At 71.2% G+C, this 10476-nt stretch carries 11 protein-coding genes; 9 read left to right on the forward strand and 2 right to left on the reverse strand.

The window, feature by feature from the left end:
• The first annotated feature begins 421 nt into the window (after positions 1 to 421).
• The 7 genes from VGZ32_RS26920 (at position 422) to VGZ32_RS26950 (ending at position 6179) form a co-directional block, all read left to right on the forward strand.
• The gene (locus VGZ32_RS26920; RefSeq protein ID WP_414642610.1) at positions 422 to 2188 is read left to right on the forward strand and encodes a phosphatidylglycerol lysyltransferase domain-containing protein; all 1767 of its coding nucleotides are present in this window, start codon (positions 422 to 424) and stop codon (positions 2186 to 2188) included.
• A gap of 96 nt (positions 2189 to 2284) precedes the next feature.
• Positions 2285 to 3175 carry a dihydropteroate synthase gene (folP, locus tag VGZ32_RS26925; protein ID WP_326889020.1) on the forward strand — a complete coding sequence of 297 codons (891 nt, stop codon included), beginning with the start codon at positions 2285 to 2287 and terminating at the stop codon, positions 3173 to 3175.
• Positions 3175 to 3666 (forward strand): nuclear transport factor 2 family protein, encoded by a 492-nt coding sequence (locus VGZ32_RS26930; RefSeq protein WP_326889021.1) that lies wholly within the window; start codon positions 3175 to 3177, stop codon positions 3664 to 3666. The genes folP and VGZ32_RS26930 overlap by 1 nt, the downstream gene beginning before the upstream one ends.
• 135 nt (positions 3667 to 3801) lie before the next feature.
• Entirely contained in the window at positions 3802 to 4197 is a 396-nt protein-coding gene (folB, locus tag VGZ32_RS26935) for a dihydroneopterin aldolase (protein WP_326889022.1), read from the forward strand.
• Positions 4194 to 4772 (forward strand): 2-amino-4-hydroxy-6-hydroxymethyldihydropteridine diphosphokinase, encoded by a 579-nt coding sequence (folK, locus tag VGZ32_RS26940; protein WP_326889023.1) that lies wholly within the window; start codon positions 4194 to 4196, stop codon positions 4770 to 4772. The genes folB and folK overlap by 4 nt, the downstream gene beginning before the upstream one ends.
• 67 nt (positions 4773 to 4839) lie before the next feature.
• Positions 4840 to 5403 (forward strand): DUF3180 domain-containing protein, encoded by a 564-nt coding sequence (locus VGZ32_RS26945; RefSeq protein WP_326889024.1) that lies wholly within the window; start codon positions 4840 to 4842, stop codon positions 5401 to 5403.
• A 104-nt stretch (positions 5404 to 5507) separates the two neighbouring features.
• Entirely contained in the window at positions 5508 to 6179 is a 672-nt protein-coding gene (locus tag VGZ32_RS26950) for a hypothetical protein (RefSeq protein WP_326889025.1), read from the forward strand.
• A 69-nt stretch (positions 6180 to 6248) separates the two neighbouring features.
• Here the strand turns inward: VGZ32_RS26950 and VGZ32_RS26955 are convergent, their stop codons facing one another.
• Both VGZ32_RS26955 and VGZ32_RS26960 read right to left on the reverse strand, forming a co-directional pair.
• On the reverse strand, positions 6249 to 7400 hold the full coding sequence (locus VGZ32_RS26955; protein ID WP_326889026.1) for an NADH-quinone oxidoreductase subunit D: 1152 nt from the start codon (positions 7398 to 7400) through the stop codon (positions 6249 to 6251).
• Positions 7401 to 7460: 60 nt separating this feature from the next.
• The gene (locus tag VGZ32_RS26960) at positions 7461 to 8474 is read right to left on the reverse strand and encodes an SAM-dependent methyltransferase (RefSeq protein ID WP_326889027.1); all 1014 of its coding nucleotides are present in this window, start codon (positions 8472 to 8474) and stop codon (positions 7461 to 7463) included.
• An 88-nt stretch (positions 8475 to 8562) separates the two neighbouring features.
• Between VGZ32_RS26960 and VGZ32_RS26965 the strand changes: the two genes are divergently transcribed.
• Positions 8563 to 9750: a sensor histidine kinase gene (locus VGZ32_RS26965; protein ID WP_326889028.1), complete on the forward strand. Its 1188-nt coding sequence runs from the start codon at positions 8563 to 8565 to the stop codon at positions 9748 to 9750.
• Positions 9750 to 10475, forward strand: a complete 726-nt coding sequence (locus tag VGZ32_RS26970; RefSeq protein WP_326889029.1) for a response regulator transcription factor — start codon at positions 9750 to 9752, stop codon at positions 10473 to 10475. The genes VGZ32_RS26965 and VGZ32_RS26970 overlap by 1 nt, the downstream gene beginning before the upstream one ends.
• Position 10476: the final 1 nt, after the last annotated feature.

The following is a 10476-nucleotide window of genomic DNA, read 5'->3' on the forward strand; positions in this document are numbered from 1 at the left end:
GAATGTGGACGTGAAGAGTGCGCCGAAGACCGGCGAGACGGTCGTCGTCGAGGACGCGAGCGCGGAACGCTCCGGCACGGACGGTTCCGTGCAGGAGCGGAGTGAGCGGGCCGGACAGCCGACGAGGCAGGTCAAGGTCAAGCAGTCAGCTCGGGCGAAGCAGACCCATGCGACCGTAGCCCCCGATGGACAGGTCAGGTCTACGGAAGGTGCGGCACCGGTGGCCGGGTCTGCCGCCGACTCGACCACACGTACGGACGCGGACAGGCGTACGGGTTCTTCTGGCGCAACCGGCGCGAGAGATCGCGCGACCGTCGCCGCAGGCAGTGAAACCAGCCGCGATGAGGGCACGATCGCAGACGGCGGCGATGACGCGAGCCCGGCCGCCGACACGAGCAGCGGCGGAGACCTGACCGCCACGATCGCCAACGTCGCCGGGTCGGTGCTCTCCCGCCCCCGTAAGCATCCGTGGATCCCACGCGTCGCTGGGCTCGCGTGCTACCTCATCGGCATCCTCGACATCCTGTCCGCGCTTTTTCCGCGCGTGCGCCGGATGGGGCCGCTGCACCGCCTCGGCCACTTCGTGCCCGGCGTCCAGGTGCCGGTCAATCAGATCAACCCGTACCCGGTCGCCGCGACCCTGATCGTCGGCGTGCTGCTGTTCTCGCTCGCCCACGCCTTGCGCCGCCGTAAGCACCGCGCCTGGATGGGCGTCGTCGCGCTGCTCGGCGTATCGATCACGGTGCACCTGATCCGGCGCGAGACGTTCGGCGGGGTGACGCTCTCGCTGATCCTGCTGGTGCTGCTGCTCGTCTTCCGCGCGGAGTTCTACGCGCTGAGCGACCCGCGCTCCCGGTGGCGGGCGATCTGGACCTTCTGGGTGATGGCGGCCGCCGACGTGGTCCTCGGCCTGACGCTGGTCTCGGCCCGCCCGCACGAGATCATCGGCGGCGACGGCCTGTTCGAACGCTTCTATCACGTACTGCTCGGGCTCGCCGGCATCAGCGGGCCGATGCACTTCAGGGGCGACGGCTACGGGGACTACATCTACCTCTCGCTCTTCGGCCTCGGACTGCTCACCGTCCTGGTCACCCTCTACCTGTTCCTGCGCCCGGCCGAGCCCGTCGCGCATCTGACGCCCGCTCAGGAGGAGCAGGTCAGGGGTCTGCTGGAGAAGCACGGCCCGCGTGACTCACTCGGCTACTTCGCGCTGCGCCGGGACAAGTCCGTGCTGTTCTCGCCCACCGGCAAGGCCTGCATCGCGTACCGGGTGGTCTCCGGGGTGATCCTGGCCAGCGGTGATCCGATCGGGGACCCCGAGGCCTGGCCGGGCGCCATTAAGGCATTCATGGAGCGGGCCGAGCGCTACGCCTGGATCCCGGCCGTGATGGGCTGCTCCGAGCAGGCCGGGGAGATCTGGCACCGCGAGGCCGGGATGGACGCGCTCGAACTCGGCGACGAGGCCGTCGTCGAGGTCGCCGACTTCTCCCTCGACGGCCGGCCGATGCGCAACGTGCGGCAGATGGTCAACCGGATCGAGCGGCAGGGCTACAGCTGCCAGGTGCGCCGGCTCAGCGACATCCCGGCCGCGGAGATCACCCAGATACGGCGCCTGGCCTGCGACGGGCGGTCCACCGAGACCGAGCGCGGCTTCTCCATGGCGCTCGGCCGGTTCGGCGACCCGAGCGACGGGCGCTGCGTGGTCGTCACCGCGGTCAAGGACGACGAGATCCGCGCGGTGCTCAACTTCGTGCCCTGGGGCACGGACGGGCTCTCGCTGGACCTGATGCGCCGCGACCGCTCGGCCGACCCGGGGCTGAACGAGCTGATGATCGTGGCGGCGCTGCGCGAGGCCCGCGCGCTCGGGGTCAAGCGGATGTCGCTCAACTTCGCCGTCTTCCGCTCCGCGCTCGAACGCGGCGAGCGGATCGGCGCCGGGCCCGTCCTGCGGCGCTGGCGCGGACTGCTGGTGTTCCTGTCCCGCTGGTTCCAGATCGAGTCGCTCTACCGCTTCAACGCCAAGTTCCGCCCGATCTGGGAGCCGCGGTTCGTCGCCTTCCGGCAGACCCGGGACCTGCCCAGGATCGCGCTGGCCGCCCTGGAGGCCGAGGCGTTCCTGGTCCTGCCCTCGCTGCTGCGCCGCGGCCCGAAGGAGCCGGCCGAGCCCGCCTCGCTGCGCGCCGGCTGAGCGCCGGCCGAGCGACTGCGGCGGGCTGGGTAGAGGGCTGGGGGCGGGCTGCGCGCAGCGACCGCCGGGTCGCCCGGGGCTCGCTAGGCTTGGGGCATGGCTGCGCTGGCGACACGACCGAACCGGCGGGTGGAGGGTCTGCCCGCGCTCGACCGCTGCGCCGTCATGGGCGTCGTCAACGTCACGCCGGACTCCTTCTCGGACGGCGGCCGCTACTTCGCCCCGGAGGCGGCCATCGAGCACGGCCGGGAACTGCTCGCCGCGGGGGTCGACTACCTCGACATCGGCGGCGAGTCGACCCGCCCAGGGGCCCTCCGGGTCGACGCCGAGGAGGAGGAGCGCCGGATCCTGCCGGTGATCCGGGCACTGGCCGGGGAGGGGGCCGTCGTCTCGGTCGACACCATGCGCGCCGAGGTGGCCGAGCGGGCGGTCGAGGCCGGCGCGGCGATCGTGAACGACGTCAGCGGCGGCCTGGCAGACGCGGCTATGGTGCCGTTCGTGGCAGCGGCCGAAGTCCCGTACATTCTCATGCACTGGCGGGGGCACAGTGTCGATATGAACGCGCGCGCGGTGTACGACGACGTGGTCGCGGACGTCGCCCGGGAGCTCGCCGACCGGCTGGCGCACGCCGTCGAGGGCGGAATCCGCCCCGAGCGCATCGTGCTCGACCCCGGTCTCGGCTTCGCCAAGACCGCCGCGCAGGACTGGGCCCTTGTCAGCCACCTCGACGCGCTGCACACCCTGGGGCGCCCGCTGCTGGTCGGCCCTTCGCGCAAGCGCTTCCTCGGCAGCCTGCTCGCCGGACCGGACGGGGAGCCGCGTCCGGCGTCCGACCGCGACGTCGCCACCATCGCGCTGGCCGCCCTCATCGCCGTTCAGGGCGCGTGGGCGGTGCGCGTCCACGCCGCCGCAGAAGCCATAGACGCCGTGCGAGTCGCCGCGGCAGTCGGAGATCCGGGCTACCTGACCCGGGAGGGGAACCGCTGATGGCGCCTCAGCCGCCGGTCGACGAAGAGCCCTTCACCGCCGAGCAGGCCGCGGTCGCCCTCGCCAATGAGGCGTTCTACCAGGCGGTCGAGGACGGCGACCTTGACGCGGTCCGCGCGCTGTGGATCGACGGCGAGCACGCCGACACCGCGCACTGCGTCCACCCGGGACAGCCCGCGGTGCACGGGCGCTCGAAGGTGCTGATGTCCTGGGCCGTCGTGATGTCCCGCCTGTCGTACCTTCAGTTCTTCATCATGGACGTGCGCGTGGTGGTCAGCGGCGAGATCGCGGTCGTCACCTGCGTGGAGAACGTGCTCACCGATCTGCCGGCCAGCGCGGATGCGGTCGACCTGCCCGGTTTCGCCGGGGGCCGGGCCGAGGCGACGAACGTGTTCCGCCGGATGGCCGACGGGCGCTGGCTGCTGTTCGCCCACCACTCCTCTCCCGTTTTCCCCAGCGGGGGCGGCGATTCGCCCGACTCGGCCGACTGATCCCACGCCCCGGATGAGAGTCGCCTGACCAGGTTATTCACGGCCGTGCCGTGGGCAGACGGGTGTCGTACACGTTGCACGGCCGGCCGGTGATCGGCCCCGGCCGACTCGAAGAGGACACTGACGGAGCGGCGCATGGGCGAGGGTTTGGATCGGGCGCGGACTCAGGACCGGATCACGCTGCACGGGCTGCGCGGACGCGGTCGGCACGGGGTCTATCCGCGCGAACGGGCCGAGGGCCAGACCTTCATCGTCGACGCGGCGCTGTCCGTGGACACCCGGGCGGCCGCCCGCGACGACGACCTGAGCGCGACGGCGGACTACGGCGCGCTGGCCGAGAAGATCGTCGCGCTGATCGAGGGCGAGCCGGTCAATCTGATCGAGACGCTGGCCGAGCGGATCGCCGCCGCCTGCCTCGCCGATCCGGCGGTGCGCGCGGCCGAGATCACGGTGCACAAGCCGGACGCGCCGATCACCGTGCCCTTCGACGACGTGACGGTGACGATCCGTCGGGAGGCGGCCGCGCGATGACCCTGCATCCCGGCGAGCTGAACGCGGACGGCGTCCCCGGCTTCGCGCATCGCGCCGTTCTCTCCCTCGGCGGCAACCTCGGGCGACGGCTGGAAAACATCCAAGCCGCGCTCGACGCGCTCGTGGACACGCCTGGGGTCACGGTCGAGGCCGTCTCGCCGATCTACGAGACCGAGCCGTTCGGCGGCGTCCCCGGCGAGCCCGGGTACAAGGACCTGAGCGGCCAGCCCAAGTACCTCAACGCCGTCGTGGTCGTCAGCACGGCCCTGCCGCCACACGTCCTGCTAGGGCGCGCACAGGCCATCGAGCAGGCGCTGCACCGGCGGCGGGACGAGAACTGGGGCGCGCGCACGATCGACGTCGACATCGTCGCCTACGACGAGCTGGTCAGCCACGACGCGACGCTGACGGTGCCGCACCCGCGCGCGCACGAGCGCGCGTTCGTGCTGGCGCCGTGGCGCGACCTGGAGCCGGAGGCGCGGATCCCCAGGCGCGGCCCGATCGCCGTCCTGCTGGGCGCGCTCGAGCCGGTGAGCGGGATCGAGCGGCGAGACGATCTCGCGCTTCAACTGTGACCGGGCAGTGCCTCCCGGGCGGCGACGCGGTCGCCTGTCGGGAGCCGGAGCTGACAGACTGGGTGCTGTGAAGGCGACCAAACCGTGGGTGCTCGTCGTGACCACCGCCGTGTCAGTCGCGCTCGCGTACACGGTCCTGCGGCTGTGGGACCACTTCGGCGATAGCATCCCGCCGGTGCCGCTGTCCGCGCCGATCACCCTGGCGGTGCTGGCCGTTGCCGTGTTCGGTGTTGCCTTAGGCCTGCGGTCGCGCCTTAACGCTTATCGCAAGGCCCGTGCCCGTATCGCGAGCGGGGAGCCGCGCGATCCCCGGGAGCGCCCGGTCAAGCCGGTCGACCCGTTGCAGGCGGCCCGCGCGCTCGTGCTGGCTAAGGCGTCGGGCCTGGTGGGTGCGGTGTTCGGCGGCATCTATGGCGGCTACGGGCTCTTCCTGCTGGGCAAGCTCGACATCGCCGCGGACAGGGCCCAGGCGCTGCGCTGCCTGCTCGCCTTCATCGCCGGCGTGGCGTTGGTCGCGGCCGCCCTGTTCCTGGAGCGGATCCTCAAAGTGCCGCCGGAGCAGCCGGCCGAGCGCAGCGTCGCCTCGGGAGGAGTCAACCCGCTCCGTGGTACCGGCGCCGGTCACGGCTGACGGAGCTGACTTAACGTGACCTGACGGGCAATCAAGGGAAGTCTTGACTGTTCGTTCATACACCCGTGTTCCATAGCGGTGGTACTTACCAGTAAAGTCCGGCCATGCGTCATCGGCAGACTTCGGGGGTGGGCTCGTCGGGAGCCCGGCCGGGCATAGCAGTGTTCCTGCTCACCGCGCTCGGCGCATTGCTCGCGCTCGCCGTGCAAGGCTCCGCCGGAGCCTGGGCGGGGTACGCGACCGTGACGGTGGCCGCGCTGATCGGCGGCGGAACGCTCTGGATGCAGCGGGGATGGCTCGAGCAGCGCAGCACAGAGATGGCTCGGCGGCGGCGCGCCGACCTGGCCCAGGCAGTCGAGGCGGAGCTGCGGCACCGCGCCGAGGCGGACCGGCTGCGCGCCGAACTCGAGCACGAGCAGCAGTACTCGGGCTTGGTGCAGGACCAGCTATCGCGGGCCCGGCGCCAGTTGGAGCAGGAGCGCGCGGCGCGCCGGGCCGCCGAGCGCGAGCTCGACGAGCTGGCTGCGGTGTGGGATGAGCGGACCCTCGATGCCGCGGAGCCCGCGCCGAAGGACGAGGAGCCCGCGCAGCCGGACATTCATCATCATCAGCCGTTCCGGCCCTTCGCGGGGAGCGCCGGCGCGGTGTCCGAGGCGGCGCTGGCCATGGCGCCCGTCATCGAGCCGACCCCGGCCGCGGACGCCGTCCTGGATCTGACCGCGTACGACGAGACGCTGGAGTTCTCGGTCCGGGACGTGCGCGGCGGCGTCGCCTGAGTGCTTTCGGCTGGCAAAACGCCGGCTTAGACGCCCCGCTTTAAGCGTCGACCGCCCGCGCAGGCGGCGTCACTTGTCGACGTCTCCGACCACGAAGAACATCGATCCGAGGATCGCCACCATGTCCGCGACAAGGTGCCCGGGCAGCAGTTCGCCGAGCACCTGGATGTTGTTGAACGACGCCGAGCGCAGCTTGAGCCGCCATGGCGTCTTCTCCCCGCGCGACACCAGGTAGTAGCCGTTGATGCCGAGCGGGTTCTCCGTCCAGGCGTAGATCTCGCCCTCGGGCACCTTCAGCACCTTGGGCAGCTTCAGGTTGATCGGTCCGGGCGGCAGCGAGGAGAGCTTGTCCGCGCAGGCCTCCGCGATGTCGAGGGAGACGTGCACCTGCTCCAGCAGGCAGTCGAACCGGTCGAAGCAGTCTCCGGTCTTGCGGGTCACCACCCGCAGCACGTCACCGAGTTCGCCGTAGGCCAGGTACGGATCGTCGCGGCGCAGGTCGAAGTCCACGCCGCTGGCGCGGGCGATCGGCCCGGACAGGCCATATGCGGCGACCTGCTCCGGGGTCAGCACGCCGACGCCCTTGGTGCGCGCCCGGAAGATCTCGTTGCCGTGGATGAGATCGGCGATGTCGTCCATCCTCCGGCGCACCATCCGGATCGTGGTGCGCGCCCGGTCCAGCCAGCCGGCCGGCAGGTCCTCCTTCAGGCCGCCGACCCGGTTGAACATGAAGTGCATCCGGCCGCCGGCGATCTCCTCCATCACCCTCTGGAGGTCCTCGCGCTCCCGGAACGCGTAGAAGATCGGGGTGATCGCGCCGAGCTCCAGCGGATACGAGCCGAGGAACATCAGGTGATTGAGCACCCGGTTCAGCTCGGCCAGCATGGTGCGCGCCCAGACCGCGCGCTCCGGCAGTTCCATGCCGAGCATCCGCTCGGCCGCGAGCACCACGCCGAGCTCGTTGCAGAACGCGGAGAGCCAGTCGTGCCGGTTGGCCAGCACGATGATCTGACGGTAGTCGCGGACCTCGAACAGCTTCTCGGCGCCGCGGTGCATGTAGCCGATGATCGGCTCGGCGCTGACGATCCGCTCGCCGTCGAGGACCAGGCGCAGCCGCAGCACTCCGTGGGTGGACGGGTGCTGCGGGCCGATGTTGAGGACCATGTCCTCGGTGGCCAGACCGGTGCCGACCCCCGCCGTCCGCTCGACTAGCTGTCCCATGAGGGAAGTCTCTCATCTCCGCCGTCCGCGCGGGACGGCCGTCCAGTGGGGCGCGAGCGGTCAATCCGGCGAGGTCGCGAGCACGGGCGCGAGTCCGCGACCCTGGAGCAGCCAGGCGAATCCGCCGAGCCCGGCCGGATCGGTCAGCTCCGCTGCCGCGGATGCCTGAGACAGCGCGCGCAGATAGCCGCGCGGATCGCTGCTCGCCCTCGTGATCGGCGGGCGTGCGCCTGAGATGCCCAGTGCCCGCAACGCATCCCGCTGCGTGTGGCTCGTCGACCAGTCCACAAGCGGAGCGGCGGCCGCGGCGCACGAGTCCAGCGCGACGTGGCAGGTGATATCGCAGGAACTGTCAGGGATCGGGTTCACCTGCCGCCCCTGCCTGTAGCCGGTCATCGTGCCGAAGGACGGGCGGCTGTGTTTGCCGTGGGCGTAGTCGATCGCGACCGCAACCCCGCGCTCTACCGAGGCGACCGCGGACTTCCACGCCGCGTCCCTGGTCAGGCCCACTTCGGCGCGCGTCCCCGGCTCCCCGTGCGGCCACCAATCCGCCAACCAGGCCCGCTGGGCATCGTCCGGCTCCGCGCCGAGCCGCTCCGTGCCGTCGTGCGCCACCTCGACCAGCCGCCAGCCCTCGGCCGTGGCCTCGACGACGTCGCAGGGCACGTTGTCCAGCCACTCGTTCGCCATGAGCAGGCCGACCACCCCGCCGGGGCGTTCGCCACGCCACTGGACGACCTCCGGGAGCCCTTCCGGCCGCGCGGCCACCTCGACGCCGATCAGGGTCACCCGTTCAGCCAGCGTGCCCTCAGCCCGCGCCAGCTCCTCCAGAACTCCGACGAGCAGTTCACCGCGCCCCGCTCCGACATCGATCAGCGCGATGTCGCCGGGGTGCTCCAGGAGCTCGTCCACTTGCGCCAGCAGCCGAGCGACTGCTTGGGCGAATAGCGGCGAAGCATGCACCGACGTGCGGAAATGCGCGGCCGGCCCGCCCGCGCCCCGGTAAAAACCGCCCGGCCCGTAGAGAGCCCGGTCCATCGCCTCCGACCAGGGCAGATATTCGCGTCCATCCACGGGATGAGACCGTACCGCCCGCGGCTGATCGGCGACCTCCGCCTCGGGGCTCATGGTGGGCGGCGCGCGGATTTCGTACGCTCGACTGGTGACGCGATTGTACGAATGGCTCCAGCGGCATCCCACCCTCGTGGACGGGGTGATGGCGGCCGGGCTGGTGTTCTTCGGCCTGGTCGGCTCGATCCGCCGGACCTCCGACGTCGCCTTCGTGCTGTGCCTGTGCATCGGCGTGCCGATCCTCTTCCGCCGCAGCTACCCGCTCCACGCTTTCATCGCGGTCTGCACGGTCGGCGCGGCGCAGGTCCTGCTCACCACCAACCCGACGTTGTCGGACCTGGCTGTCCCGGGGGCGCTCTACGCCCTGGCGGCCTATCGCGGGCGTCGCTTCTCGGTCCCCGGGCTCATCCTGTGCCTTTTCGGCGCCGTGATCGCGCTGGTGCGCTGGGTCCAACCGATCACTATCCGGCCGTGGACCGACTGGGTCGTCGTCTACTGCGTCCTGGCCGCTCCCGTCGTCATCGGCTGGGTGCTGGGTGACTCGATGCGCTATCGCCGCGCGTACTACCTGGACCTGGAGGACAAGGCGCGGCGGCTCGAACGCGAACGCGACCAGCAGGCGCAGATCGGCGCCGCCGCCGAGCGGGCGCGAATAGCACGCGAGCTGCACGATGTGGTCGCGCACCACGTGTCGGTCATGGTGGTCCAGGCCGAAGGGGCGTCCTACGCGCTGGAGCGGTCCCCTGAGACCACGCGGCGCGCCCTAGGCGCAATCGCGGATACCGGACGCACCGCGCTTGCCGAGATGCGCCGGCTTCTCGGCGTCCTGCGGTCCGAGGGCGGATCCGTCGACCGGGCGCCGCAGCCCGGCGTGGATCAGCTCGAAGACCTTCTGGAGCAGGTCCGTGCCACCGGTCTGACCGTTGACTTCACCGTCGAGGGAGTCCCGGTGCTGCTGCCGCAGGGTATGGAGCTGGCGGCCTACCGGATCGTGCAGGAGTCGCTCACCAACACGCGCAAACACGGGGGCCCGCGGGTGAGCGCCACGGTCGCCCTGCACTACGGTGAGGACGAGCTGCGGATGCTCGTGAGCGATGACGGACGCGGCGCGGGGGCGCTGACCGACGGGCAGGGGAACGGACTGGTGGGCATGCGCGAGCGGGTCGCGATGTACGGGGGCTCGGTGGAGGCCGGGCCGAGGCCCGAGGGCGGGTTCAGGGTCGAAGCGGTGCTGCCGTACCGGGCCGTCTCGCTGGCCCGGGTTGCCGAGGCGGCCTGATGAACAGCGGCCTGATAAACAACGGTCAGACGACCGGACCGGCGGCCCCGATCCGGGTAGTGCTCGTGGACGACCAGGAGTTGCTGCGTACTGGGTTCCGGATGATCCTCGACGCCCAGCAGGACATGGCGGTCGTCGGCGAGGCGGGCGACGGACTATCCGCACTGGAGCTCCTGGAGGGCATAGCGGCCGACGTCGTCCTGATGGACGTGCGGATGCCCGCGCTCGACGGGGTCGAGGCGACCCGACGGCTGCTTCAGGGGCGGTCGGTGGGCGATGCCGAGACTCCCAAGATCCTCATCCTGACGACCTTCGACCTCGATGAGTATGCCTTCGCCGCGATCAAGGCCGGGGCGAGCGGCTTCCTGCTCAAGGATGTGCCGCCGACCGAGCTGCTCTCGGCGATTCGCGCGGTCCACAGCGGCGACGCGGTGGTGGCGCCGTCCACCACCAGGCGCCTGCTCGACCGCTTCGCCCCGATGCTGCCGGCGAACGGCGCCCCGGCGCCGCCGACGCTCTCCGTACTGACCGAGCGCGAGCGCGAGGTCCTGGGCCTCGTCGCCCAGGGGCTGTCCAACTCGGAGATCGCCGGGCGCCTCGTGCTGTCCGAGGCGACGGTGAAGACCCACGTCGGCAGGATCCTGATGAAGCTGGACCTGCGCGACCGGGTCCAGGCGGTCGTGCTGGCCTACGAGACCGGATTGGTGCGCCCCGGCCCGCGCTGAG

The organism is Actinocrinis sp., from assembly GCF_035938995.1.
Classification (GTDB): Bacteria; Actinomycetota; Actinomycetes; order Streptomycetales; family Catenulisporaceae; genus DASZGI01.

Bases quoted from the DNA above. Each gene is read 5' to 3' on its own strand.
- folP (WP_326889020.1), top strand. From the start codon at position 2,285: ATGGCTGCGCTGGCGACACGACCGAACCGGCGGGTGGAGGGTCTGCCC.
- VGZ32_RS26955 (WP_326889026.1), bottom strand. From the start codon at position 7,400: ATGGGACAGCTAGTCGAGCGGACGGCGGGGGTCGGCACCGGTCTGGCC.
- folK (WP_326889023.1), top strand. From the start codon at position 4,194: ATGACCCTGCATCCCGGCGAGCTGAACGCGGACGGCGTCCCCGGCTTC.
- VGZ32_RS26930 (WP_326889021.1), top strand. From the start codon at position 3,175: ATGGCGCCTCAGCCGCCGGTCGACGAAGAGCCCTTCACCGCCGAGCAG.
- folB (WP_326889022.1), top strand. From the start codon at position 3,802: ATGGGCGAGGGTTTGGATCGGGCGCGGACTCAGGACCGGATCACGCTG.
- VGZ32_RS26970 (WP_326889029.1), top strand. From the start codon at position 9,750: ATGAACAGCGGCCTGATAAACAACGGTCAGACGACCGGACCGGCGGCC.
- VGZ32_RS26950 (WP_326889025.1), top strand. From the start codon at position 5,508: ATGCGTCATCGGCAGACTTCGGGGGTGGGCTCGTCGGGAGCCCGGCCG.